Origin of the sequence: Nocardiopsis trehalosi NBRC 14201 (genome assembly GCF_001552555.1) — a bacterium.
GTDB lineage: Bacteria > Actinomycetota > Actinomycetes > Streptosporangiales > Streptosporangiaceae > Nocardiopsis_B > Nocardiopsis_B trehalosi.
In genome coordinates this window covers 1-24823 of sequence record NZ_BCRK01000012.1, presented here as the reverse complement: position 1 = coordinate 24823, position 24823 = coordinate 1, and the positions used below count along the sequence as shown (strand labels likewise).

Genomic DNA, 24823 nt, shown 5'->3' with positions numbered 1-24823 from the left:
CGGACCGTCGGGAAATAGTACCGGGTCCCGCCGTTCGTGCGCTCGTCGCGTGGGGGTCAGGGGCGGGGGGCGGCGGCGCCGAGGATGGCGATGGCCTGGTGGTAGGTCGCCGGGTCGCGGGGTTCGGAGATCGGGTTGACGACCTTCCAGCGGATGACGCCCTCCCGGTCGATGAGGAAGGTCCCGCGCAGGGCCACGCCCCGGTTCTCGTCGAAGACGCCGTAGGACGACGCGACGGCGCCGTGCGGCCAGAAGTCGGACAGCAGCGGGAACTCCAGCCCTTCCCGGTCGGCCCACACCCGGTGCGCGAACATGGAGTCGACCGAGACCGCGAGGAGCTGCACGTCGGCCGCGCGGAAGTCGTCCGCGCCGTCGCGCAGCGCCGTCAGCTCGCCCTCGCACACGCCGGAGAAGGCCAGCGGGTAGAACACCAGCAGCACGTTGCGGCGGCCCGCGAAGTCGGCGAGGCGCACCGTCTGGCCGTGCTGGTCGGACAGTTCGAAGTCGGGCGCCGGCCGCCCCGTTGCGATGGACATGCTTCCTGCTTCTCTCTTCCGATGGGGAAAGGGACGCCCGCAGAGGCGGGACGCAGCCGATGCCGGTGCGGGCGAAGGCGCCGTGCGCCTTCCGGCCGCGTCCCGGTCGAGTTCCGCTGTGACGCCGGTGGTTCCCGGGCAGGGCGTGCGGGCCACGTCCCATGGTTCCAGCCCTCGGTGGGCGCGCGCCCTCAGGGCCGAGCGTACGCGCCGCGTCCCCTGGCTGTGCCCCTGGTAGGCCGTCCGCTCTCCGGACGGGGCGTACGCGTCGCATGGCCGTTGGCGCGGCGTCGACGCCGGTGGCTTCCGCTTCCACCGTACGGCGCGCCCTTCGTGGCGTACGTCGCGCGTCGGGAGCGGCGGACCCTCCGTCGGGTGAGCGCGTCGCGCTTCCCCGCACGCCTCACTTTCCCCGCATGCCTCGTACTCGGACGAAGCGCGCGCCACGCGGCCAGGGCGATGGCTGCCTGCCCCGTTTCGTTCCATTCGTGCGGGCGCCCATCCATTCGGGCGCCCGAGCGTCCGGACGTGGCGTGCGTTCGGGTCGCGGCGCGTGGACCAGCCGCGCGCAGGCTCCATGACCGCTGGGCGGCGCCGATCCGTGCGGGCGCCCCGGCCGACCGGGCGCGGCGTGTCGCCGGGCGGCGGCGCGTGGTCGGGCCGCGCGTGTGGGCGCGGGGCCGTGCCCACTGGGCGGCGCGTTCCGGCGCGTGATCGGGCCGCTCGGGCGGGGCTGGCCATTCCCGCTGGGCGGCGCGTTGCGACACGCTCCGGCGCGTTCCCGCGCGTTTCGGCGCGGTCCGGTGGCGCCGGGTGGGGTCGGGGCGGGACGGTGCCGCCCGCCGGTGGGCGGGCGGCACGTCTCACGGTCCGGCCGGTGGGCGGTCCGCTCGGGGAGCGCCGCCCGGGGCGCCGCGGGATCGGTTCAGCGCTGCACCTTCGGGGCGACGAGCCGGGTGCCCGACCAGTCGGTCCCCGCGCTCACGGCGCTGGTCTGCGACAGGCCCGCCGTGGACGCGGCCTCGGTGACGTCGCTCGGGGAAACGTGGCCCTCGCGCCCGGCCTTGGGGGTGAGCACCAGGATGATGCCGCCGCCCTCGACCGCGCCCAGAACGTCGACGAGGACGTCGGTGAGGTCGTCCTCCTCGTCGCTGCGCCACCACAACAGCGCGGCGTCGACGACACCGCCGTAGTCCTCATCGACCAGCTCTTCGCCGGTGCGCTCGGCGATCGACGCGCGCAGCCCCTCGTCCACGTCGTCGTCGAAGCCGTACTCCTGCACCACCTGACCCGGTTTGAATCCGAGTCGATCGGCCAGGCCACGTTCGCTTTGTGCCTGGCCCGCGGTCGCGCTCACGAAAATCCTCCTCCACGTCTTGCCTGTCCTGCCGGCCGTGACTCCTGCGTCCGGGCTCGGCCGTTCGCGGTCCCGGTTCGGTCGATCCCGCTGTTGCTGGCTAAGTTCACACGCTGGGTACCTGATCCGTCAACGCGTCACCGCCTCGCAGTTCCTGCACCTACCATCCTGCTCCGTCAGGCGGCGACGTCAAGAACGAGAGCCGAACCCGGCGATCCGGATTGTCGACGTTGAGGTCCACGACGGCGATGGACTGCCATGTTCCCAGCTGCAGGCGCCCGTCCACGACCGGAACGGTGGCATAGGGCGGAATCAGCGCCGGCATGACGTGGGACCTGCCGTGGCCGGGCGAGCCGTGCCGGTGCCGCCACCGGTCGTCGGCGGGCAGTAGGTCGCGCAGCGCGGCCAGCAGGTCGTCGTCGGAGCCCGCCCCCAATTCCATGATGGCGACCCCGGCGGTGGCGTGGGGGACGAAGACGTGCAGCAGGCCGTCGCCGCCGGCCTCGGCGGCGAGGTCGCCGCACGCCTGGGTGATGTCGGTGATGCTCTCGGACCCGCCGGTGTGCAGGTCGAGTAGTCGTGTCCGCATGCGGCAACGCTTACCCAGGTCGACGGGGGTTCCAACCCTTCCGGGCGTCCGCCCCCCCCGACCGCCCCCGGCGGGCCCCGCCCCCCGCCCCGTGCGTGGCGGCGCTGACCCAGGTCGACGGGGGCTCCACCCCTCCCGGGCGTCCGGCACCCCCCTACCGCCCCCGGCGGGCCCCGCCGCCGGCCCCGGGTGACGGGGGCCCGGGTTGGCGCCATACTCAGACGACGTGCGGGCCGGGCGGGTCGTCCCCGCCGCTCTGGGCCCCGATGGACGGGAGTGGATGTGGGTACTGGTCTGCGGCTCGGTCCGATGCTGCGGCACGTGACCGAGTCGACCGCCACGATCTGGGTCGAGACCGAGGCCCCGTGCCGGGTCACGGTCACCGCGGGGGCGTCCTCCGCCGCCGCGGACACGTTCACCGTGCACGGGCACCACTACGCCGTGTGCGAACTGGCGGATCTGCCGCCGGGCGCGATGCTCCCCTATGAGGTGCGGCTCGACGACGCGCCGGTCTGGCCGGAGCCCGACTCGGTGTACCCGCCGAGCCTGGTGCGCACCCTCGACCCCGGCGCCCCAGCGCGGGTGCTGTTCGGCTCCTGCCACACCTCGACCGACCATTCGCGCACCGCCGTGCTGCGCTACGGGGTCGACATGCTGCGCGCCTACGCGCTGCGCCTGGCCGACCAGCGGCGCGACGCCGGCGGGGCGCCCGACCGCCCCGGCGACGAGGAGCCGTCGCTGCTGCTGCTCATCGGCGACCAGGTGTACGCCGACGAGATCCAGCCGCGCATGAAGCAGTACCTCGCCGACAACCGCGAGCGCGCGTCGGTCCCCGCCGATACCGCCCGCCCGCCGGACGACGAGGTGGTGTTCTACGGCGAGTACGCCGAGTTGTACCGGCAGGCGTGGTCCGACCCCGACCTGCGCTGGCTGCTGTCGACCGTGCCCAGCCTGATGCTCTTCGACGACCACGACATCCGCGACGACTGGAACACGTCGGGCTCCTGGCGGCGCGACATCGCCGAGACCCCGTGGTGGCGGCCGCGCATCACCTCGGGTCTCGGCGCGTACTGGGTGTACCAGCACCTGGGCAACCTGTCCGCCGCGCAGCGGGCGGCCGACCCGGTGTTCCCGAAGGTGGCGGCGGCCGAGGGCGACGCCGCGGCGGTCGTCGACGCCTTCGCCTGGCGGGCCCACGACGAGCCGGTCAGCTACCGGTGGAGTTACCGCTACGACGTCGGCACCACGCGGCTGCTGATGATCGACACCCGGTGCGGCCGGATCGTGGAGGACGACACCGCCCGCTCCATGCTGGGCCCCGACGACGCCGCCTGGCTCGACGCCCAGCTCACCGGCGACGTCGACCACCTGGTGCTGGCGAGCACGCTGCCGTTCCTGCTGCCCAAGGGGGTGCACCACCTGGAGGCGTGGAACGAGGCGGTGTGCGCGGGCGCGTGGGGCCGGCGGCTGCGCCCCCGGGGCGAGTGGCTGCGCCGCGAGATCGACCTGGAGCACTGGGCGGCGTTCCAGCGGTCGTTCCACGCGGTGACCGACGCCGTCCTGCGGGTGGCGGCGGGCGAGCGCGGCGCGCCCCCGGCGAGCGTGCTGTTCCTCGGCGGCGACGTGCACTTCTCCTACCTGGCGCGGGCGCGTGCGCGCGGCGGCCCGGCCCGCGGGTCGGCCACCCGGATCGCGCAGCTCACGTGCTCGCCCACCTGCAACTGGATGCCGCCCGCCCTGCGCCGCACCACGTGGGTGGCGGCGCGCGGCATCACCGGGGTGGTGGGGGCGCTGATGGCGCGCGCGGCCGGGGTGCGCCCGCCCGCGATCGACTGGCGGCTGGACCAGGGCCCCTGGTACGACAACTCGCTGGCCGAGCTGACCCTGGACGGGCGGACGGCGGAGGTGGCGTGGTCGCACTCGCCGCTGCTGCGGCGGGCCACCGAGGAGTTCCTGCCGGGCGCGACCGCCCGACCCCAGGTGCGCGAACTGGTGCGGCACCGGTTGACGGACTGAGGTCAGGGCACCTGGTAGGCGGTGTCGCGGGCGTCGGTGACGGCCATGTGGCCGGGGGCGTGCGAGATGGCGAACGCCGGGGCCGAGGCCATGACCGCGGCCTGCGGGGTGACCCCGCACGCCCAGAACACCGGGATCTCGCCGGGCCGGACCTCGACGGGGTCGCCGAAGTCGGGCCGGGCGAGGTCGGTGATGCCCAGGGCGGCGGGGTCGCCGACGTGGACGGGGGCGCCGTGCACGGCCGGGTAGCGCGAGGTGATGCGGACGGCGTCGGCGACGCGGTCGGCGGGGATGGGCCGCATGGAGACCACGAGCGGCCCCGACAGCCGGCCGGCGGGCCGGCAGGGGCGGTCGGTGCGGTACATGGCGACGTTGGTGCCGGCCTCGATGTGGCGGACGGGGACCCCGGCCTCCAGCAGCGGGGTCTCGAACGTGAAGCTGCAGCCGATGAGGAAGGCCACGAGGTCGTCGCGCCAGACGTCGCGGACGTCGGCGGGTTCGTCGACGCAGACGCCGTCGACGTAGACCCGGTAGGCCGGCAGGTCGGTGCGCAGGTCCCCGTCGAAGATGGACGCGGCGGTCTCGCCGGGCTCGGTGACGTCGAGGACCGGGCACGACTTGGGGTTGCGCTGGGCGAACAGCAGGAAGTCGAAGGCGAGGTCGCGGGGCAGCGCGATGAGGTTGGCCTGCGCGTATCCGGCGGCGTAGCCCGAGGTGGGCACGGTGAGCCCGGCGCGGAAGAGGGCGCGGGCGTCGCCGGGTGCGAGGGCGGCGGGGTCGGTGGGCGCGGCCGGCCGGTGCATGCGGTCCCCCCGGAGGTGGCGGTGGTGCGGGGCGCCGGGGCGGGTCGACGGGGCGGGCGGTCGGCGGGTCCCGGCTCTCGCGAGGATACGTCACTGCGGGGTGACGGGATGTTTACATGTCGCGCCGGGCGGTTTACCCTCTCCATGGGAGCGCTCCCGGTGACGAAGATCACACAGTGCGCCCGCCCGCGTCACCGTCCGACCCTCGCCCCCTGATCATGGGAGCGCTCCCACATATCTGGGAGCGCTCCCACATCCGCCCCGGCCGCCGGCCGCGCGGCGCGCACTCCACCCCAGGCCCCCGGCGCCCGCGTCCGGCGGCCGGCCTCCGCGGCCGTCCGCCGCCCCGCCCCTTTCCACCCGTTTTCCGGCGTTCCTCACCACGCCCCCGCCGCGCGCGCAGCGCGCTCCGGATCCCCCGATGGTCCCCCGAAGACGGAGGTTGCCAGGAAGATGCGTCCCCCATCCCGAACACACCGGCACCGGCGGCTGGTACCCGGCGCCCTCGCGGCGGCCGTGGCCGCCGCGCTGCTGCCCGGGGCACCGGCGGCGGCCGACGCCGCCGCCGCCTGCTCCGTCGACTACCGCGTCCAGAACCAGTGGGGCAGCGGATTCACCGCCGAGGTGACCGTCACCAACGAGGGCGACCCGGTGAACGGCTGGTCGCTGAGCTGGTCCTTCGCCGACGGCCAGCGGATCACCAACGGCTGGAACGGCGAGTTCTCCCAGAACGGCGCCGACGTCACCGTGCGCCACCCCGGCTGGAACCCCGACCTCGGCACCGGCGAGTCCGCTGTCGTCGGCTTCCAGGCGAGCGTCTCCGGCGCCAACAACGCGCCCACCGCCTTCCGGGTCAACGGCGTGTCCTGCGGCGGCGAGGACGTCAACGCCGCACCCGAGGTGGAGCTGACCGCGCCCGCCGACGGCGACACGTTCCTGGCCGGCGACCCGATCGCCCTGGCGGCCGACGCCTCCGACGCCGACGGCGAGGTGGAGAGCGTCGAGTTCCGCGCGGACGGCGCCGTCCTCGGCACCGACGACACCGCCCCCTACGAGCTGGAGTGGGCGGACGCCGAGGCCGGGTCGCACGAGCTGACCGCGGCCGCCGTCGACGACGCGGGCGCGGAGACCGAGTCGGCCCCCGTCGCGGTCGAGGTGCTGGACTCCCCCGCAGTCGTGGCCGGCAGCGGGGCGGTGAACGTCCGGCAGGGCCAGACGGCCGCGGTCGGCGTCGCCCTGTCCAACGCCCCCGAGGAGGCGGTCACCGTCGAGGTGGCGCGCACCGAGGGCAGCGCCGACCTGTCCGTCGCGGAGGGCGCCGAACTGGTGTTCACGCCGCAGGACTGGGACCAGGAGCAGGACGTCGTGATCGCCTCCGCCGACAACGGCGGCGACCCGGGCACGGCGGTGTTCACCGCGTCGGCCCCCGGCCACGACCCGGCGGTCATCGAGGCGCGCGAGGTCGACTCCGACACCACCGAGTACGAGGCCGCGTTCCTGGAGCAGTACGAGAAGATCAAGGACCCGGCGAGCGGCTACTTCCGCGAGTTCGACGGCCTGCTGGTGCCCTACCACTCGGTCGAGACGCTGATCGTGGAGGCCCCCGACCACGGCCACGCCACCACCTCCGAGGCGTACAGCTACTACCTGTGGCTGGAGGCCGCCTACGGCCGGGTCACCGGCGAATGGGGTCCGTTCAACGACGCCTGGGCGTCGATGGAGGAGTTCATCATCCCGGGCACCGAGGACCAGCCCACCAACGGCTCCTACGACCCGTCGGCGCCGGCCACCTACATCCCCGAGCACGGCACGCCCGAGGGCTACCCGTCGGCGCTCGACAGCGGCGTGCCCGTGGGCGACGACCCGCTGGCCGAGGAGCTGAGCAGCACCTACGGCACCGACGAGGTCTACGGCATGCACTGGCTGCTGGACGTGGACAACACCTACGGGTTCGGGTTCTGCGGCGACGGCACCGACGACGCCCCCGCGTTCATCAACACCTTCCAGCGGGGCTCGCAGGAGTCGGTCTGGGAGACCGTGCCCCACCCGTCGTGCGAGACCTTCGACCACGGCGGCCCCAACGGGTTCCTCGACCTGTTCACCGACGACAGCGCCTACTCCGAGCAGTGGCGCTACACCAACGCCCCCGACGCCGACGCGCGGGCCGTCCAGGTGGCCTACCTCGCCCAGCAGTGGGCCGAGGAGCAGGGCAACGCCGACGCGGTCGCGGAGTCGGTCGACAAGGCGGCGATGATGGGCGACTACCTGCGCTACGCCATGTTCGACAAGTACTTCAAGCGGATCGGCGACTGCGTGGGCGCCGCGACGTGCGCGCCGGGCACCGGCAAGGACAGCGCCCACTACCTCATGTCGTGGTACTACGCGTGGGGCGGGGCGATGGAGAGCGCCCAGTACCCGTGGGCGTGGCGCATCGGCGGCAGCTCCTCGCACCAGGGCTACCAGAACGTCCTGGCCGCCTACGCGCTCTCCGAGGTCGACGCGCTCCAGCCGGAGTCGCCGACGGGCGCCGAGGACTGGGCCACCAGCATGGACCGCCAGCTGGAGTTCCTGCAGTGGCTGCAGTCGTCCGAGGGCGGCATCGCGGGCGGCGCCACCAACAGCTGGGCGGGCGACTACTCCGCCCCGCCGGCCGGCACCTCGCAGTTCTACGGCATGTTCTACGACCACCAGCCCGTGTGGCACGACCCGCCGTCCAACCGGTGGTTCGGCTTCCAGGTGTGGGACATCGAGCGTGTCGCCCAGCTCTACTACGAGACGGGTGACGAGCGGGCGCAGGCCATCCTCGACAAGTGGGTGCCCTGGGCCATGGCCAACACCGAGGTGGGCGCCGGCGGCGACTTCGCGGTCCCGGCGGACATGGAGTGGGAGGGCCAGCCCGACACCTGGGAGGGCCGGCCCACCGGCAACGCGGACCTGCACGTGGAGGTCGTCTCGCACGGCCAGGACGTGGGGGTGGCCGCCGGCCTGGCCAAGACGCTGCTGTACTACGCGGCGGCGTCGGGCGACACCGAGGCCCGGGAGATGGGCGAGGGCCTGCTCGACACCCTGCTCGCCCACGAGGACGACCTGGGGATCGCGACGCCGGAGACCCGGGGTGACTACTCCCGGTTCGCCGACGAGGTCTACATCCCGGACGGCTTCTCCGGCACGATGCCCAACGGCGACGTGATCGAGCCGGGGGCGACGTTCGCCTCGCTGCGGTCCTTCTACGAGGACGACCCGGCGTGGCCGCAGGTCCAGGCCTACCTGGACGGCGGCGAGGCCCCGACCTTCACCTACCACCGGTTCTGGTCGCAGGTGGACATCGCCACCGCGTTCGCGGCCCACGACGAGCTGTTCGGCTAGCCCGGCGGCTGGTCCGGCCACTCGGGAGGCCCGCGGCACCGCGCCGCGGGCCTCTCCGCTGTCCGGGGCGGGCGGCGCTCAGCAGTGGAAGCGGAGCCGGGTGCCGGGGCGGGCCTGGGCGGCGCGGGCGACGTCGGCGGCGGCGACCACGGCGATGACGGGGTAGCCGCCGGTGACGGGGTGGTCGGCGAGGAACAGGACGGGTTCGCCGTCGGGCGGCACCTGGAGCGCGCCGGGCACCATGCCCTCGCTGGGGAGTTCGCCGGCGGTGCGGCGCGGCAGCGGGGGTCCGGCCAGCCGGGCGCCGACGCGGTCGCTGCGGTCGGTGACGGTGTAGGCGGAGCCGAGCAGGGTGCGCAGGGCGTCGGCGGTGAACCAGGCGTCGCGGGGGCCGAGCACGACGCGCAGCCGCAGGTCGCCCTCCGGCGGCGCCGCGACGGGGGCCTGGTCGAGGACGGGGAAGGCGGCGGGCGGCGGGCCGACGGGCAGGACGGTGCCGGGGACCGGGCGGTCGGGGCCGAGCCCGGCGAGGGTGTCGGTGCTGCGGGAGCCCAGGACCGGCGGGACGTCGACGCCGCCGCGCACGGCGAGGTAACTGCGCAGGCCGCGGGCCGGCGGGCCGAGCCGGAGTTCGGCGCCGTCGGCGAGGTGCAGGACGGTGTCGCAGGCGGCGCCGCTGCCGTCGACGGTGACCGGGCAGGGCGCGCCGGTGACGGCGACGGTGAGGGCGCCGCGCGCCCGCACGCGCAGCCCGCCCAGGGTGGCCTCCAGGGCGGCGGCGCCGGGCGGGTTGGCGAGCAGCCGGTTGGCCAGCGCGTAGGAGGCGGCGTCGGCGGCCCCCGACCGGCCGACGCCGAGCCGCGCGTGCCCGAACCGCCCCGCGTCCTGCACGGTCGTCAGCGGTCCGGTCTCCAGCACTTCCAGGGCTGCCATCGGCGCGCCCCACCCCTCTCTGTCGCGGCTCTGCCGCGGCGGCCGCGCCGGGCCGGCCGCGGGTCGGATGCCGCGCCCCCGGTGGGCGGGGGCGCGGCGCGGTCACACCTCGCGGAAGCGCACCCGCACACCGGGGCGCAGCAGGCCCGGCGGGTCGCGGTCGAGGTCCCAGATGTCGGCGCCGGTGCGGCCGAGGAGCTGCCAGCCGCCCGGGGAGCTGCGCGGGTAGACCCCGGTGAACTCGCCGGCGAGCGCGACCGCGCCCGCCGGGACGCGGGTGCGCGACTCGGCGCGGCGGGGCACCCGCAGCCGCGGGTCGTCGCCGACGAGGTAGCCGAAGCCGGGCGCGAACCCGCAGAAGGCGACCGTCCACGCCGCCCCGGTGTGGGCGGTGACGACCTCGCGCTCGGTGAGGCCGGTGGCGGCGGCGATGTCGGCGAGGTCGGCGCCGTCGTAGTGGACGTCGAGCGTGATCTCCTCGCCCCCGGCCCGCCGGCCGGGCCGGGGGCGCAGGCGGCGGACGGCGGCGGCGACGGCCGCGGGGTCGGCCCCGGGGGCGGTGCGCAGCAGCACGGTGCGGGCGGCGGGGACGGCCTCGGTGACGCCCGGGGGCGGGTCGTCGGCGAGCGCGGCCTGGAGGGCGAGGACGGCGTCGAGGTCGGCGACCTCGACGAGGACGCCGGTGTCGCCGCAGGGCAGGACGTTCACGCCCGGCCTCCCGCGCGGCGCGCGGCGGCCGCGCGGCCGCCCGGGGGCGCCCCGCGCGGCCCTACGGGCGCGATCGGAGGGGTCACGCGCCGTCCCCGGTGAACGGGGCGACGCGGACGCCCGCCGAGACGAGGCGGTCGGTGACGGCGCGGGCGATGCGCACCGCGCCGGGGCTGTCGCCGTGCACGCACAGCGAGTCGGCCTCGATGCGCACCGGGGTGCCGTCGATCGCGGTGACGGGGCGGCCCTGGACGATGTCGAGGCAGCGGGTGGCGATCTCGGCCGGCCGGTCGAGCACCGCCCCGGGTTCGCGGCGCGAGACCAGGGTGCCCTCGGGGGTGTAGGCGCGGTCGGCGAACGCCTCGCGCACGGTGCGCAGCCCGGCCTTGGCGGCGAGGTCGAGCCAGGCCGACCCGGGCAGGCCCAGGACCGGCAGGGCGGGGTCGTAGGCGCGGACGGCCTCGACCACGGCGGCGGCCTGCTCCTCGTGGTGGACGATGGCGTTGTACAGGGCGCCGTGCGGTTTGACGTAACGGACGCGGTCGCCGGCGATGCGGGCGAAGCCGTCGAGCGCGCCGATCTGGTAGACGACGTCGTTGGCGAGGTCCTCGGGCGCGACGTCGATGAAGCGCCGGCCGAACCCGGCGAGGTCGCGGTAGCCGACCTGGGCGCCGATGGCGACGCCGCGCTCGACGGCGCGTTCGCAGGTGCGGCGGAGCACGGTGGGGTCGCCGGCGTGGAAACCGCAGGCGACGTTGGCGCTGGTCACGATGGACAGCAGCGCGTCGTCGTCGCCGAGTTCCCAGCGGCCGAAGCTCTCGCCGAGGTCGGAGTTGATGTCGATGCGCACGCCCGGCTCCTTGCGGGTCGGGCCGGCGGCCCGGAGGCCGCCGGCGGGGTCACTGCCAGAGGTCCGCGATGCCGGTGAGCGAGTTCGCGGCGATGTAGACGGTGAGCAGCCAGGCCGCGACGCCGACGGCGAGCAGCCACCGCGGGTACCGGTAGCCGTGCATCAGGTCGCGGGTGCGGCGCGCCGCCACCCAGAGCATGATGCCCAGTCCGACGGGAAGGATGAGCCCGTTGATGGCCCCGGCGAGGATGAGCAGGGTCGTCGGCGCCTCGCCGCGCATCAGGTAGATGGCGGCGGAGACCGCGATGAACGCGGCGACCAGCCAGGAGCGGTACTTGGTCAGCCAGGGGTGGAAGGTGGCGACGAAGGACACCGAGGTGTAGGAGGCGCCGATCACCGAGCTGATGGCGGCGGCCCACATGATGACGCCGAACAGGCGCAGCCCGACCTCGCCGGCGGCCTGGGTGAACGCCTCGGCCGGGGGGTTGGGGGCGTCGAGGATGGCGGCGCCGCCGGTGACCACGCCGAGGACGGCGAGGAAGAGCAGGATGCGCATGAGGCCGGTGACGAGGATGCCGGTGACCGAGGTGCGGGTGACCTGCTTGACGCTGTCGGGGCCGCCCAGGCCCGCGTCGACCAGCCGGTGCGCGCCGGCGTAGGTGATGTAGCCGCCGACGGTGCCGCCGATGATGGTGACGGTGGCGAGGAAGACGTCACCGTCGAGCCGGTCGGGCAGCACCGACTGGCGCAGCGCCTCGCCGATGGGCGGGTCGGAGACGGCGGCCGCGTAGAGGGTCATGCCGATCATCAGCAGGCCCAGCACGATGAGGATGCGGTCCATGGCCGCGCCCGCCCGCTTGATGAGGAACAGGGCGATCGCGATGACGGCGGAGACAGCGCCGCCGATCTTGACGTCCACCCCGGCCAGGGCGTCGAGGCCCAGGGCGGTGCCGGCGATGTTGCCGACGTTGAAGACGAGCCCGCCGAAGACGATGAGCGCGGCGAGGACGTAGCCGGCCCCGGGCAGCACCCGGTTGGCGAGGTCCTGGGCGCGCGCGTCGGCCACGCCGATGACCCGCCAGATGTTCAGCTGGACGGCGATGTCGACGAGGATCGACGCGAGGATCGCGAACGCGAAGGTGGCGCCGAGCGTCGCGGTGAAGTTCGTGGTCTGGGTGATGAATCCGGGGCCGATGGCGCTGGTGGCCATCAGGAACATGGCGCCGAGCAGGCCGCTGCTCAGGAAGACGCGCCGCGCCCGCGGGCGCGGCGGCGCGCCGGGGGTCTCGGGGGTCCGACTCATGCTGTCCTCCGCGGGTGGAGAGGGGGATGGGGGTGACCGCGACCACTTTGTCGTTGGATTGTGGAACAATACTTCAATCCCCCGATTTCCTCCACGTCTCCCGAGGTAAAGAACGCGTGGCGCCGGGGTGAGGCGGCCACCGCCCCCGCGCGCGGCCGCGCCCACCCGCACCTCCGGCGCCGCACCGCGATCCGGGACAATGGGGGCGGGCGGGTGCCGTCCGGCGACGCGGAACCGAGGAGTGGGTGTGGCGACAGCGGGCGACTGGATCGACCGGCTTCCCGACGTGGCACTGGAGCGCTCCAGCACGGTCGAGCGGGTCGCGGACATGCTGCGCGGACACATCATCGACGGCGCCCTGGCCCCCGGCACCCGGCTGTCCGAGGAGCGCATCAGCCGCAAGTTCCGCGTCTCCCGCAACACGCTGCGGGAGGCGTTCCGCCTCCTCGGCCACGAGCGGCTGCTGGTGCACGAGTTCAACCGGGGGGTGTCGGTCGCCAAGCCGGACGCCGACGACGTCGCCGACCTGTTCCGGTTCCGGCGCGCCCTGGAGCTGGCGGCGCTGCGGGGCGCCGCGGACGCCCCGCCCGGCGCGGTGGCGGCGGTGCAGGAGGCGGTCTCTTCGGGCGAGGCCGCCCGCGAGCGCGGCGACTGGTGGGGCATCGGCACCGCCAACATGCACTTCCACCGCGCGGTGGGCGCCCTGCTGGGCAGCCCGCGCGCCGACGAGACCATGCGCCAGCTGCTCGCCGAGCTGCGCCTGGTCTTCCACGTGATGGCGGCGCCCCGCGACTTCCACGCCCCCTACCTCGACCGCAACCGGGAGATCTCCGGGCTGCTGGCGGCCGGGCGGCACGGCGCGGCGGCCGACGCGCTCGCGGTCTACTTCGACGACGCCGAGCGCCAGCTCCTCGACGCGTTCACCGCCCTCGGCACCGGCTGAGCCCGGACCACCCGGACGCGCGCACGCCGCGGGCCCCGCGGTCGCGACCGCGGGGCCCGGAAGGCGGCGAGGGCGGCGGGGCGCCGACCCGGTTAGTTCTTGGCCTTGGGGCGCGGCGCCGGCCGGGCCGGGCGGGCCTTGCGCCGGGCCGCGCCGCTGCGCAGGATCGGCCGCGCCGGGCGGGCGCCGCCCGCCAGCGGGAAGCCGGGGATGAGGTGGGCGGGCTCGACGCGGGGCTCGGCGCTGGGCACGGCCAGCCGCTCGGGCAGGCCCGTGGCGTCGACCGCGGCCGCGGCGGCGGGGTCGGCCTCGTCGTCGGCGGCGGCGGAGCCGCCGGTGTCCTCGGCGACCGGGGCGGTCCCCCGGCGGGCCGCGCTCCACTCGCGGTAGCGGGCCGCGGCGGCGGTGACCACCGGCCAGGTGACGGGCGCCGGCTGGGCCAGGGCCGCCCACAGGTACGCCTTGGTGCCCCACGCCTCCATGGCGCGGCGGGCGCGGGTGATGGTGAAGAAGATCGGGGAGGCGAGCACGAGCTGCGGCCAGGCCAGGACGAGCGCCGCGGCGAGGGGGAACAGGCCGCCGCCGGCGATCGAGGCCCCGGCGCCGACGGCCACGGGGGTCAGCGCCAGCGCGATGCGCAGCGCGGTGATCTGCCGGAACCGGTGCAGCGACCGGCGCACCGACGCCTCGGCGGACAGGCCCTCGGGCAGCGGCGTGGGCTGGACGACCACCGCCAGCAGCAGCGACGCCACCGCCACCGAGCCCGACAGCAGGATGGTCACCCCCGGCGCCGACCAGTCGCCGCCGACGATGAGCGCCACCACGGCGAGCACCGGCAGCGGGGCCGGCAGGAAGAACAGCACCTGGCGCCAGAGCCGCCCGGCCTCGGTGGGACGGTGCACCGCCGCCGACAATCTCTCGAACCACCTCTTGGCACCGACGACCACCACGGCCATGCCACCCCCCAAACAATCGCGCACTGAACGACCGGTTCGCTGTCGGGATCCCCGGCCCGCTCCGGGCACCGCGCACGGCCGCGCGACCTCGGCACCCGTACGGGTCGTGACGGATCGCTCACCGCACACGTTATCCGCTTTTCGGTGTTCGCACACCGGGTGATCCCCCACAGGCTGGACGCGCGGGGACGCCCTCGGGTTGTCGCGCCGCGGCGGCGGGTTTCCCGGCGGGACGGTCGGGCTCCGCGCGGGACCGCACGGCGGTCGGACCCGTCCGGTACCCTCCCCGATCCCCCTCCCCGCTAACTCCCCGCGGCGGCCCGGAGTTCCCCGATCGCCCGCGCGGTGCGCGGCCGGGCGGGGCGCGGCCGACCGGTCACCGCCCGGCCGTGCCCGCCCGCTCCGACAGCCGCCCCAGCGTCACCGCGACGCGCAGCACGAACGAGCCCCGGCCGTCGGAGGGGAGGTGCCCGGTCAGCTCGGCGATGCGGCTCAGCCGGTACCGCACGGTGTTGGGGTGGACGAACAGCATGCGCGCGGTGGACTCCAGCGAGGAGGCGTGCTCCAGGTAGACCGACAGCGTGTCCAGCAGCGGGGAGCCGGCCCCCAGCAGCGGCCGGTAGATCAGCTCGACCAGCTGGTGGCGGGCCGCCGGGTCGCCCTCCAGGGCCCGCTCGGGCAGCAGGTCCTCGGCGGCCACCGGGCGGGGCGCGTCGGGCCAGGCCACGGCGGCGCGCAGCCCGCTGACGGCGGCGCGCACCGAGCCGCCGGCCGCGCGCAGGTCGGCCACCGGGGGGCCGACGACGACCGGACCGGACCCGAACGTGTCCGCCAGCGGCTCGGCGGCGCGCATGCGGGCGCCGCCGTCGTCGGCGGCGGTGTTCTCGGCCAGGCCGAGGACCACCACCACCCGCTCGCCCTGCACCCCGGCGATGACGTCGTGGCCGCCCCGGCGGGCGGCGGCCCGCAGGTCCTCCAGGACGCTGTCGCGGTCCTGGCCGCCCAGGCCCCCGGCGATGGCGACGACCGGGGTGCGCGACCAGCCCAGCGCCGACCCCCAGGTCTCCAGGCCCTCCTCGCGGTCGCCGTGCAGCAGCGCGTCGACCACGAGCGCCTCCAGCCGGGCGTCCCACGCGCCGCGCGCCTCGGCGGCGCGCGCGTAGATCTTGGCCGAGCTGAACGCGACCTCCCGGGTGTAGCGCAGCACGGCCTCGCGCAGCTGCTGCTCCCCGCCGGGCGCGGCCAGCTCCTCGACCTGGTTCTCGACCACGTCGATGACGACGCGGATCATGTCGACGGTCTGCTGCAGGGTGACCGAGCGGGTGAGTTCGCGCGGCGCGGTGCCGAACACCTCGACGGTGATGGGCGGCCGGCCCCGCCCGGGGTCGCGGAACCAGTCCACGAACGCGGCGACGCCCGACTGGGCCACCAGCCCCACCCAGGACCGGTCGGCCGCCGACATCCGGCGGAACCAGGACAGCCGGCTCTCCATCCGGGCGACGGCGGCGGTGCCGAGTGTGCCCATGGCGCGCTCCAGCCGCTGCACGGTCTCGGCGCGCACGGCGTCGCCGTGGTCGGCGCCTTCGGCCGCGGCCCCGCGCGGCTCCTCCGATTGTGTGCTCACACCTCCCTAGGGTGGCATCAGGCGACGTGCGGAAACGACGCGGCCACCCGCCGCCCGCACGTCACCGTCGGTCACCGCGCCGTCGCCGAACCCTCCCCCGGCGGCCGCAACGTGACGTGTCCCACCCGATCGGCGCCGAGAACCACCCATCTTGTAGGTCTCCGACAAACGCCGCCTTCTAAACTTCGTGCTTGTCCGCATCAAGCTGGTGATGTTCTACAGGGCAAGGTGGATGTCGTGCTTGTAATCGTTGCTCCCGGCCAAGGCGCCCAGGTCCCCGGATTCCTCGCCCCATGGCTCGAACTCCCCGGCATGGCCGACCGGTTCGCGCGCTGGTCCGAGGTCGCCGGGCTCGACCTCGCGCGCGTCGGCACCGAGGCCGGCGCCGAGGAGATCCGCGACACCGCGGTCGCCCAGCCGCTGCTCGTCGGCGCCGGGCTGGCCGCCGCCACCGCCCTCTTCGGCGACCTGGCCGACGCCCCCGCCTCGGCCGACGCGGTCGCCGGGCACAGCGTCGGCGAGTTCACCGCGGCGGGCGTGGCCGGGGTGCTCTCCCCCGAGGCCGCGCTGGCCCTCGTCGCCGAGCGCGGGCGCGGCATGGCCGAGGCGTCGGCCGCCACCGCCACCGGCATGACCGCGGTCCTCGGCGGCGACCGCGACACCGTCCTGGCCGCCATCGAGACCGCCGGGCTGACCGCCGCCAACGACAACGGCTCCGGCCAGTTCGTCGCCGCCGGCACCACCGAGCAGCTCGCCGCGTTCGCGGAGGCCCCGCCCGCCGGGGCCCGCCTGCGCCCGCTCTCGGTCGCGGGGGCGTTCCACACCCGCCACATGGCGCCGGCCGTCGAGCGCGTCCGCGCGGTGGCCGCCACCACCGAGGCCGCCGACCCGCGGACCCGGCTGCTGTCCAACCGCGACGGCGCGGTGGTGGCGGACGGCCGCGAGTACCTCGACCGGCTGGTCTCCCAGATCAGCTCCCCGGTCCGCTGGGACGCCTGCACCCAGACCCTGGCCGACCTCGGGGTGACCGCGCTCATCGAGCTGCCCCCCGCCGGAACCCTGGTGGGGCTGGCCAAGCGGTCCCTGCGCGGCGTCGAGCGGCTGGCCGTCAAGACCCCCGACGACCTCGACGCGGCACGCGAGCTCATCAAGGAACACGCGGGCAGCACCGCTGTCGACTCGGAAGGTCGTGCCTGAATGAACCTGTCCCCCGCGGCGGGCGGCGCACGCGTCGTCGCACTCGGCGAGTACCAGCCGAGCAACGTCGTCACCAACGACGACCTCGCCGAACGGGTCGATACCTCCGACGAGTGGATCCGGTCCCGTGTCGGCATCCGCGAGCGCCGCATCGCCGGCCCCGAGGAGACCGTGGTCAGCATGGCGGTCGCGGCGGGCGGCAAGGCGCTGGCCGCCGGCGGCGTCTCCCCCGACGACATCGACCTGGTGATCGTCGCCACGTGCACCCAGACCGACCAGATCCCCAACGCCGCCGCCAGCGTCGCCGCGCGGCTGGGCATCCGGGCGCCGGGCGCCTTCGACGTCAACGCCGCCTGCGCCGGGTTCTGCTACGCCCTGGGCGTGGCGTCCGACGCCGTGCGGGGCGGGTCGGCCCGCAACGTGCTGGTGATCGGCTCGGAGAAGCTCTCGGAGTGGGTCGACTGGGACGACCGGTCCACCTGCGTGATCTTCGCCGACGGCGCCGGCGCGGCCGTGGTGTCGGCCGCCGACACCCCCGGCATCGGCCCGGTGGTGTGGGGCAGCTCCGGCGAGCGCGCCGAGAAGATCTTCCTCCGCGAGAACAAGTACCTGTACCAGGACGGCCAGGCCGTGTTCCGGTGGACCACCACCGAACTCGCCGACGTGGCGCTGGAGGCGCTGCGGCGGGCCGGGGTCGCCCCCACCGAGCTGACCGCGTTCGTCCCGCACCAGGCCAACCTGCGCATCATCGAGGCGATCGCCCGCAAGCTCGGGGCGCCGCAGGCGATCATCGCCCGCGATATTGTCACCGCGGGCAACACCTCGTCCGCTTCCGTCCCCCTCGCGCTGTCGCGCATGGTCGGCCGCGGCGAGCTGCCCTCGGGGAGCACCGTACTGACCCTCGGGTTCGGCGCGGGGCTGACCTACGCGGCCCAGGTGCTGCAGATCCCCTAGTCAACCGCGGACCACGTCCGGGGCGCCCGCGCCCCGGCCCCGCGGCGTCACGACATCGAGAAGAAATCAGGAGTAGTTTTCCATGGCCACCCACACTGAGCAGGACATCCTGGCCGGCCTCGGCGACATCATCGACGAGATCGCGGGCGTCCCGGCCAACGAGGTCACCCCCGACAAGAACTTCGTCGACGACCTCGACATCGACTCCCTCTCCATGGTCGAGATCGCGGTCGCCGCGCAGGACAAGTTCGGCGTCGAGATCCCCGACGACCAGCTCAAGGACCTGAAGACGGTCCAGGACGTCATCAACTTCATCCAGAAGTAGGGCGCGCCGCGGTGCGCCGACCGCCGCCCCGCGCGCCCCGGCGCGCGGCGGGCCGCGGCCGGCGCACCGCACCCTCCCGGCCCCATCCGCACCACCCCCCGGCCCCGCACCGGGCCCGACCACGAGACGAGAAGGGCGATCAGGCCAATGAGTACCACCGAAGTCGTCGTCACTGGCCTCGGCGCCACCACCCCGCTGGGGGGTGACGTCGCCACGACCTGGTCCGCGCTGCTCGAAGGTCGGTCCGGCATCACGGCCATCACCGAGGACTGGGCCGAGGCGCTGCCCGTGCGCTTCGCGGGCCACGCGGCGGTCGACCCCAAGGAGAAGCTGCCGCGCCAGCGCCTGCGCCGGCTCGACCGGACCCAGCAGTTCGCGCTGATCGCCGCGCAGGAGGCGTGGGCCGACGCCGGCACGCCCGAGGTCGACCCGCTGCGCCTGGGCGCCGTGGTGTCCAGCGGCATCGGCGGCATCCTCACCATCCTGGAGCAGTACGACACGTTCCGTGAGCGCGGCTGGCAGCGCGTCTCGCCGTTCACCGTGCCGATGCTGATGCCCAACAGCCCCGCGGCCGCCGTCGCCCTGGAGTTCACCGCCCGCGCCGGCGCGCACTCCCCGGTCAGCGCGTGCGCCTCCAGCGCCGAGGCGATCGCCGACGCCATCCGGATGATCCGCGACGGCCGCGCCGACGTGGTGATCGCCGGCGGCACCGAGGCCGCCATCCACCCGCTGAACATCGCCTCGTTCGCGTCGATGCGCGCCCTGTCCACCCGCAACGACGACCCGCAGCGCGCGGCCCGTCCCTGGGACGTCGACCGCGACGGCTTCGTCATGGGCGAGGGCGCCGGCATCGTCGTCCTGGAGTCCGCCGAGCACGCCCGCGCCCGCGGCGCCCGCGTCTACGCGGTGGCGGCCGGCGCCGGCTACAGCAACGACGCCCACGACATCGTGCAGCCCGACCCGGCCGGCGCCGGCCAGGCGCGCGCCATCACCGCGGCGCTCACCGACGCCGACCTCAAGCCGGCCGACATCGCCTACGTCAACGCGCACGCCACCTCGACCCCGGCGGGCGACGTCGGCGAGACCGTGGCCATCCGCACCGCGCTGGGCGACGACGCGGCCGACCGGGTCGCCGTCAGCTCCACCAAGTCGATGACCGGGCACCTGCTCGGCGGCGCGGGGGCCGTCGAGTCCATCGCCACCGTGCTGGCCCTGCACGAGGGCGTCATCCCGCCCACCATCAACATCGAGAACCTCGACCCCGGCGTCCAGGTCGAGATCGTCCGCGACAAGGTGCGCGACATGCCCGCCGACGCCGTCGCCGCGCTGAACGAGTCGTTCGGCTTCGGCGGCCACAACATCGCGCTGGCGTTCCGCCGCGTCTAGCGGGCGGCGTTTCCGCAGGTCCGCACGGCCGCGTCCCCCCGGGGGCGCGGCCGTCGGCGTCCGGGCACGGCGACGTGTGGTGCGACCTGGTCCCCCCGCCCGCACCACACGTGTCTGACCAGGCACATCGTGCCACGGCCGGTCGACGGCGGGCGATGAACGGCCGCGGGCGGGGTGGCGAAGTTCGCGGAAACTCGACACCATGTCCCCTGACACCGCGACGACGCGCGGGTGAAGATGGAGGGGTGTCTCCCCAGTCCCTCGCGTCCGACGGCATAACCCCCGACCACGGCACCGCCCGGAGCGACGTCCGGGCGGGCGGCTCCGGTGACACCCCCCTCTACCGGCCCGTCGTCGACCTCGACTCCGGCGCCGTGCTGGCCGTCGAGGTCGAGACCCCGGCGGCCGGCCCCGACGACCCCGCGGCGCAGGCCGAGCGGCTGGCGCGGCTGACCCGCCGGGTCACCGAGCTGGAGTCGCTGCTGCCGCTCGTCCTGCCCATGCGCGGCGCCACCGTCGCCGCCGCCGACCCCGACGTGTTCCGGATGGTCGAGCACGGGCTGCGGCGGGCGGGCCGGCGGCCCCGCGACGTCACCCTGATGCTCGGCGCCGACGTCGGCGCGCTCCCCCGGCGGGCGCTGGTGCGGGGCATCGCCCGCGTGCGCGAGCTGGGGTTCCGGTGCGCGTTCGGCACCTCCGCGATCGCCCCGGACCTGCTGCTGGACGCCGACCCGTTCCTGGTGCGCATCGACCCCGACATCACCTCGGGCGTCCCCGGCGACGACCGCCGCACGGCGGTGGTCGACGGGCTGGCCCGCATCGGCCGGGGCACCGGCACCTTCCCGCTGGCGGCGGGGGTGGCGTCGGTACAGCAGGTGGTGCGCCTGCGGGAGCTGGGCATCCGGCTGGCCCACGGCCCGCTGTTCGCCGACGACACCTGGCAGCCGGGCGACCGCATCCGCCCCGTTCCGGACGCCGCGGTGGCCTCGGCCGCCGGGTCCGGCGGCGACGAGGGCCCGGCGGTGGCGGAGTTCGCGCTGCCGCCGGTGGCCATGCCGCCCGAGGCCACCGCCGAGGAGGTCCTCGACGCGTTCACCAACGACACCGCGCTGAACAGCGTGGTGCTCATCGACCACGCCGAGCGGCCGCTCGCGCTGATCGACCGGGCCCGCTTCCTGCTCGCCATCACCGGGCCCTACGGGCACGCGCTGCACGCCAAGCGGCCGGCGCGGCGGCTGGCCGACCCGCCGCGGACGGTACCGCGCGGGGTGCGGGCCATGCCGGCGCTGCGGGCGGCGGGCAGCGACCGCGAACGGGTCTACGACGACCTGGTGACGGTCAACGAGTTCGGCCAGTGCACGGGCATCGTGCACGTCGGCGACCTCATCCGCAGCCTGGCGCGCGGCTGAGGCCGCCGGGGCGCGCGGCGCGGGCCGGCCGCGCGGGTCAGTCGGTGTCGGCGGGGGGAAGCAGCGGGAGCAGGTCGGGGCGCTTGGGCAGCCGGCCGTCGCCCGAGGACCGGCCCAGGGCGCGGCGGCTCAGCCACGGCACCAGGTGCTCGCGCGCCCACTTGCGGTTCTCGCGGCGGCGCAGGATGCGCGGCAGCCGCGCGGGCGGGGTGTCCCAGGGCCGCGCCCACACGTCGCGCGGGCCCATGGGCAGGCCGAGGATCTCGGCGATGCGGGCGGCGACGATGCGGTGGCCGTCGGCATTGAAGTGCAGCCGGTCGACGCTCCAGGCGCGGGGGTCGTTGAGCGCGCCCATGGACCACAGGTCGACGATGTCGCAGCCGGAGCGCTCGGCGATGGCGCGCAGGTGCATGCTGAACACCGCGATGCGGCCCCGGTAGATGCGCAGCACGGGCACCCAGCCGGTGTCGTGCCCGGACAGCATGACCACCCGGATGCCGGCGGCGCGCAGCCGGGTGATGCCGGCCTCGACCTCGGCCGCCAGCGCGTCGAGGTCGGTGCCGGGGCGCAGCACGTCGTTGCCGCCGGCGTGCACGGTGACGAGGTCGGGGGCGGCCGCGAGGGTCTGGTCGAGCTGCTCGCCGAAGATGTGCCGGACGCGGCGGCCGCGCACCGCCAGGTTGGCGTAGCGGAAGTCGGGGGCGAAGGAGCCGAGGTGCGCGGCGAGCCGGTCGGCGAAGCCGAGGTACTCGCCGTCGGGGCCGACGTCGTCGAGGCCCTCGGTCAGGCTGTCACCGATCGCGACGTACGAGCGAATGACCGCCGGGCTCTCCGCCTGAGCGCCTCCAGGGGGATTCATCTCCAGGTCAGTCACGTCAACCAATCATGCAACTCGGCCGCCGGCGCCCGGCCGACCGGGGGTGCGGCGGGGGACGCGGGGGTGCTCACAGGAGCCGCGGTCACCTTCGGCACCACCCGGGGACCGGAGTCGGCGGGGACAGGCACGAACACGGCGTACGCGGCCCAGCATACCGCCGCGCACCGACGACGGGGCGGTGCGGGAGCGGCCGCCCCCGGTCACCGCGGCCGCGGCGGCGGGCCGGGCCCGGCCCCGCGCGTGTGTGCGACGTCACGGCCGGACGCGGGCTGTCCCCGCGGCACCGCGCCCGGCCGCCGCCGGCCCCGGCGCCGGTGCGGTCACCGGCACGTATTTCGCCCACCCGGGTCTACCCAGAGTGGCCGGTCGCACGTACGATCTCGGGGAAGCGCGCACCGCTGCGCCGACCGGTCGCGACCGGGACGGCCGTCCTGCCCCCGGCCCCGGCGACGTGGACGTAGTGTGGTGGGCACTGACCGAATGCCCGTGCGGTTCGCCCCTGTTCACGAGCCGAATGCCTGGAGGTCGAGGTCTTCCGCAGATGAACGCCGTCTCCCCGATCTGCCTCACCGACCTCGCGCCCGCGCTGCGCTGGAGCGATCCCGCCGCCGTCGGCCCGGTGCTGCGCCACGCCCGCCTCCTCGACGGCTGGTGGCGGTCGCTGCCGCTCCCCCGCGTCCTCGACCTCGCCGGCCCCACCTGGCTCGCCAACGCCCTGGCCCGGCTCGCCGCCGAGCAGTGGGGCCACCTGGAACTCGGCGAGTTCCTGCCCGCGCTGCGCGCCGTGCGGGTCGACCTGGACGACATCGCCGAACCCGTGCGCGGCGCCGTGCTGGCCACCGCGGGCGACTGGGACCGCCTGCTGTCGGCGAGCTGCGACGCGATCGCCGCGTGGCGGCTGCCGCCGGGCTGCGGCGTCCTGGAGATCGCCAGCACGGTCGCCTGGCGCGCCGTGCACCCGTTCACCGGCGACACCGGCCGGGCGCCGGCGCCCTCGCCGGTGCTCGTGGTCGAGGCGGTGCGCACCATCGCCAACTGGATGCCGGCCGCCGCCCCCGAGCACGTGCACAACGCGCTGGCCTACCTGACCAGCGCCACCGGGGCCGACACCGCCGCCGACGGCGCGCCGCCGCCCGTCCTGGACGACCCCGCCCTGGAGGCGCCGCAGAGCCCGGCCACGCGGGCCATCCGCACGCTGCGGGCGCTGCGCGCGCAGCGCGAGGAGGAGCAGCAGGCGGCGGCCGAGGCGCCCGCCGCCCCGGTGCCGGGCGACCCCGAGGGGCCGGCCCGGCGGTTCCGCAGCTCGCTGCTGGGGCCCGGCCGCACACTGCGCCGGCCCGCGTTCGGCCCGCCCAAGGGCGTGCGCGACGACCCCGCCGGCGCGGCGCCCGAGCCGCCCGAGTTGGGTCGGCACCCGCTGGTCGACCTGCTGGAGGAGCTGTTCCGGGGCTGGGCCGACCTGGAGCGCATGGTCGCCGCCGAGCGCCTGTTCGCGGCCGACCCCATCAGCATCCGGCTCCTCGCCGACCAGCTCAACGTCGACCTCGCGGCCATCCGCAACGCCCAGCGCACGGTCGAGGAGCGGCTGCTGGGGTGGCTGGCCTCGCCGGAGGGCGAGGGCATCACCCAGCACCTGGCCGACCTGTCCGAGCAGCTCGGCAGCGTCACCACCATCGACCACCTGATCAGCGCGCACCCCGACCACCCGGTGGACGTGCCGTCGCTGGGGACGCCGCTGTGGCGGGTCGTCATCACCCTGTTCACCGACCGCCGGATGCACAACGGCTGGCTGGTCTCCGACGACCCCCAGCGCCTGCGCTGGCAGACCCGCGAGATGCTGGGCGACGCCCCGAGCCTGACCGACGCCGGGCTGCGGCTGGCCCGCATCGGCATCCGCCAGCAGTCGCTGCGGGCGTGGCTGCTGAGCACGCCGGGTGTGAGCATCCGCGACGGCCACGTGCTGGTCGACCCCGCCGTGCCGATGGAGGCGCCGGCCCCGGCGGCCGGGTTCGGCGGGCATTCCGGGGTGGCTCCCGAGGTCGCCGGGTCGACCACCACCAACGGGCTGCCGATCCGCCGCCGGCCCGGCGCGGCGGCCGCGCCGCGGCCCGACCCGGCGCCGCGGGTGGCGTCGGCGGCGCGGTGCTTCCGCGCGCCCGACGGCCGCTGGTGGCACCGGGTGGACGTCACGGGCGACCACCTCAACGGGGCTCCGGTGACCGTGCCGCCGGGCTACGCCACGCACCTGGGGCTGCAGCCGGGCCGGCTGCTCTGCCTGACCGCGCCGGGCGCCGACCTGCTGGTGCTGGTCTGGCGCGACGAGGCGGCGTTCGACTCGCTGCGCCCGCTGCTGCGCCGGCTGTCGGCGCAGCCGGGCGACCGGGTGTTCATCACGGTCAACGGCGACCGGCTCGACGCGCGGCGGCTGCCGGCCGCCGACCTCAGCGACCACGGCCCCACGAGCCGGGCGCTGCACCTGATCGGCTACACCGCGCCGGCGCCCACCGAGGAGGCGCTGAAGATCATCGCGCGGCGGATCAGCGAGGACGGCGAGGACTCCACCGCCGACCCGCGCACCCTGCTCGACCGGCTGAACCGGCGCGGCGACACCGACATCGCGGCCGAGCTGCGCCCGGTGCTGATGACCGCGCACTGACCCGGGCCGCGCGCGGGGCGCCTCCGGTGGAGGCA

The 24823-nt window shown here is 75.6% G+C and carries 20 protein-coding genes; 9 read left to right on the top strand and 11 right to left on the bottom strand.

The window, feature by feature from the left end; translation table 11 throughout:
• Positions 1–56: 56 nt before the first annotated feature.
• The 3 genes from NT8_RS03870 to NT8_RS03860 form a co-directional block, all read right to left on the bottom strand.
• On the bottom strand, positions 57–536 hold the full coding sequence (locus NT8_RS03870; protein WP_067964322.1) for a peroxiredoxin: 480 nt from the start codon (positions 534–536) through the stop codon (positions 57–59).
• 925 nt (positions 537–1461) lie between these two features.
• Positions 1462–1893 carry a DUF3052 domain-containing protein gene (locus NT8_RS03865; RefSeq protein WP_067964320.1) on the bottom strand — a complete coding sequence of 144 codons (432 nt, stop codon included), beginning with the start codon at positions 1891–1893 and terminating at the stop codon, positions 1462–1464.
• A gap of 160 nt (positions 1894–2053) precedes the next feature.
• The gene (locus NT8_RS03860; RefSeq protein ID WP_067964318.1) at positions 2054–2482 is read right to left on the bottom strand and encodes a YjbQ family protein; all 429 of its coding nucleotides are present in this window, start codon (positions 2480–2482) and stop codon (positions 2054–2056) included.
• A gap of 282 nt (positions 2483–2764) precedes the next feature.
• Here NT8_RS03860 and NT8_RS03855 point away from each other — a divergent pair, with 282 nt between their 5' ends.
• Positions 2765–4498: an alkaline phosphatase D family protein gene (locus NT8_RS03855; protein ID WP_067964317.1), complete on the top strand. Its 1734-nt coding sequence runs from the start codon at positions 2765–2767 to the stop codon at positions 4496–4498.
• Between the two features lie 2 nt (positions 4499–4500).
• Here the strand turns inward: NT8_RS03855 and NT8_RS03850 are convergent, their stop codons facing one another.
• Positions 4501–5301, bottom strand: a complete 801-nt coding sequence (locus NT8_RS03850; protein WP_067964315.1) for a putative hydro-lyase — start codon at positions 5299–5301, stop codon at positions 4501–4503.
• Between the two features lie 453 nt (positions 5302–5754).
• Here NT8_RS03850 and NT8_RS03845 point away from each other — a divergent pair, with 453 nt between their 5' ends.
• On the top strand, positions 5755–8667 hold the full coding sequence (locus tag NT8_RS03845; RefSeq protein WP_067964313.1) for a glycoside hydrolase family 48 protein: 2913 nt from the start codon (positions 5755–5757) through the stop codon (positions 8665–8667).
• A 78-nt stretch (positions 8668–8745) separates the two neighbouring features.
• Here NT8_RS03845 and NT8_RS03840 read toward each other — a convergent pair whose 3' ends face one another.
• The 4 genes from NT8_RS03840 to NT8_RS03825 form a co-directional block, all read right to left on the bottom strand.
• A complete protein-coding gene (locus NT8_RS03840; RefSeq protein ID WP_067964311.1) occupies positions 8746–9600 on the bottom strand; it encodes a 5-oxoprolinase subunit C family protein in 855 nt (284 codons plus the stop codon).
• A gap of 102 nt (positions 9601–9702) precedes the next feature.
• A complete protein-coding gene (locus NT8_RS03835; RefSeq protein ID WP_067964309.1) occupies positions 9703–10308 on the bottom strand; it encodes a 5-oxoprolinase subunit B family protein in 606 nt (201 codons plus the stop codon).
• Positions 10309–10390: 82 nt separating this feature from the next.
• Positions 10391–11158: a LamB/YcsF family protein gene (locus NT8_RS03830; RefSeq protein WP_067964307.1), complete on the bottom strand. Its 768-nt coding sequence runs from the start codon at positions 11156–11158 to the stop codon at positions 10391–10393.
• A gap of 49 nt (positions 11159–11207) precedes the next feature.
• The gene (locus NT8_RS03825) at positions 11208–12461 is read right to left on the bottom strand and encodes an NRAMP family divalent metal transporter (RefSeq protein ID WP_067964306.1); all 1254 of its coding nucleotides are present in this window, start codon (positions 12459–12461) and stop codon (positions 11208–11210) included.
• Between the two features lie 247 nt (positions 12462–12708).
• Between NT8_RS03825 and NT8_RS03820 the strand changes: the two genes are divergently transcribed.
• Entirely contained in the window at positions 12709–13404 is a 696-nt protein-coding gene (locus tag NT8_RS03820; RefSeq protein WP_067964305.1) for a GntR family transcriptional regulator, read from the top strand.
• Positions 13405–13496: 92 nt separating this feature from the next.
• Here the strand turns inward: NT8_RS03820 and NT8_RS03815 are convergent, their stop codons facing one another.
• Positions 13497–14360, bottom strand: coding sequence for a hypothetical protein (locus tag NT8_RS03815; RefSeq protein ID WP_067964304.1), 864 nt, complete (start codon positions 14358–14360; stop codon positions 13497–13499).
• 376 nt (positions 14361–14736) lie between these two features.
• The gene (locus NT8_RS03810; protein WP_067964303.1) at positions 14737–15984 is read right to left on the bottom strand and encodes a PucR family transcriptional regulator; all 1248 of its coding nucleotides are present in this window, start codon (positions 15982–15984) and stop codon (positions 14737–14739) included.
• A gap of 237 nt (positions 15985–16221) precedes the next feature.
• On the opposite strand from NT8_RS03810, the gene NT8_RS03805 reads away from it, so the two are divergent.
• The 5 genes from NT8_RS03805 to NT8_RS03785 all read left to right on the top strand — a co-directional run bounded on the left by NT8_RS03805 (position 16222) and on the right by NT8_RS03785 (position 21255).
• Positions 16222–17181, top strand: a complete 960-nt coding sequence (locus NT8_RS03805) for an ACP S-malonyltransferase (RefSeq protein WP_084468625.1) — start codon at positions 16222–16224, stop codon at positions 17179–17181.
• The gene (locus tag NT8_RS03800; protein ID WP_067964299.1) at positions 17182–18135 is read left to right on the top strand and encodes a beta-ketoacyl-ACP synthase III; all 954 of its coding nucleotides are present in this window, start codon (positions 17182–17184) and stop codon (positions 18133–18135) included.
• An 82-nt stretch (positions 18136–18217) separates the two neighbouring features.
• Positions 18218–18460 carry an acyl carrier protein gene (locus NT8_RS03795; RefSeq protein ID WP_067964297.1) on the top strand — a complete coding sequence of 81 codons (243 nt, stop codon included), beginning with the start codon at positions 18218–18220 and terminating at the stop codon, positions 18458–18460.
• Between the two features lie 147 nt (positions 18461–18607).
• Positions 18608–19846, top strand: a complete 1239-nt coding sequence (gene fabF / locus NT8_RS03790) for a beta-ketoacyl-ACP synthase II (RefSeq protein WP_067964295.1) — start codon at positions 18608–18610, stop codon at positions 19844–19846.
• Between the two features lie 245 nt (positions 19847–20091).
• Positions 20092–21255: an EAL domain-containing protein gene (locus tag NT8_RS03785; protein ID WP_245646021.1), complete on the top strand. Its 1164-nt coding sequence runs from the start codon at positions 20092–20094 to the stop codon at positions 21253–21255.
• Positions 21256–21292: 37 nt separating this feature from the next.
• Here the strand turns inward: NT8_RS03785 and NT8_RS03780 are convergent, their stop codons facing one another.
• Positions 21293–22129, bottom strand: coding sequence for an SGNH/GDSL hydrolase family protein (locus NT8_RS03780; protein WP_067964292.1), 837 nt, complete (start codon positions 22127–22129; stop codon positions 21293–21295).
• Positions 22130–22673: 544 nt separating this feature from the next.
• Between NT8_RS03780 and NT8_RS03775 the strand changes: the two genes are divergently transcribed.
• The gene (locus NT8_RS03775; protein ID WP_067964290.1) at positions 22674–24788 is read left to right on the top strand and encodes a hypothetical protein; all 2115 of its coding nucleotides are present in this window, start codon (positions 22674–22676) and stop codon (positions 24786–24788) included.
• The last annotated feature ends 35 nt before the right edge of the window (positions 24789–24823 follow it).

What these genes read in the sequence shown, in the direction of transcription:
- NT8_RS03870 (WP_067964322.1), bottom strand. Translation starts at nt 536, where the DNA reads ATGTCCATCGCAACGGGGCGGCCGGCGCCCGACTTCGAACTGTCCGAC.
- NT8_RS03860 (WP_067964318.1), bottom strand. Translation starts at nt 2,482, where the DNA reads ATGCGGACACGACTACTCGACCTGCACACCGGCGGGTCCGAGAGCATC.
- NT8_RS03850 (WP_067964315.1), bottom strand. Translation starts at nt 5,301, where the DNA reads ATGCACCGGCCGGCCGCGCCCACCGACCCCGCCGCCCTCGCACCCGGC.
- NT8_RS03845 (WP_067964313.1), top strand. Translation starts at nt 5,755, where the DNA reads ATGCGTCCCCCATCCCGAACACACCGGCACCGGCGGCTGGTACCCGGC.
- NT8_RS03840 (WP_067964311.1), bottom strand. Translation starts at nt 9,600, where the DNA reads ATGGCAGCCCTGGAAGTGCTGGAGACCGGACCGCTGACGACCGTGCAG.
- NT8_RS03825 (WP_067964306.1), bottom strand. Translation starts at nt 12,461, where the DNA reads ATGAGTCGGACCCCCGAGACCCCCGGCGCGCCGCCGCGCCCGCGGGCG.
- NT8_RS03815 (WP_067964304.1), bottom strand. Translation starts at nt 14,360, where the DNA reads ATGGCCGTGGTGGTCGTCGGTGCCAAGAGGTGGTTCGAGAGATTGTCG.
- NT8_RS03800 (WP_067964299.1), top strand. Translation starts at nt 17,182, where the DNA reads ATGAACCTGTCCCCCGCGGCGGGCGGCGCACGCGTCGTCGCACTCGGC.
- NT8_RS03795 (WP_067964297.1), top strand. Translation starts at nt 18,218, where the DNA reads ATGGCCACCCACACTGAGCAGGACATCCTGGCCGGCCTCGGCGACATC.
- fabF (WP_067964295.1), top strand. Translation starts at nt 18,608, where the DNA reads ATGAGTACCACCGAAGTCGTCGTCACTGGCCTCGGCGCCACCACCCCG.
- NT8_RS03775 (WP_067964290.1), top strand. Translation starts at nt 22,674, where the DNA reads ATGAACGCCGTCTCCCCGATCTGCCTCACCGACCTCGCGCCCGCGCTG.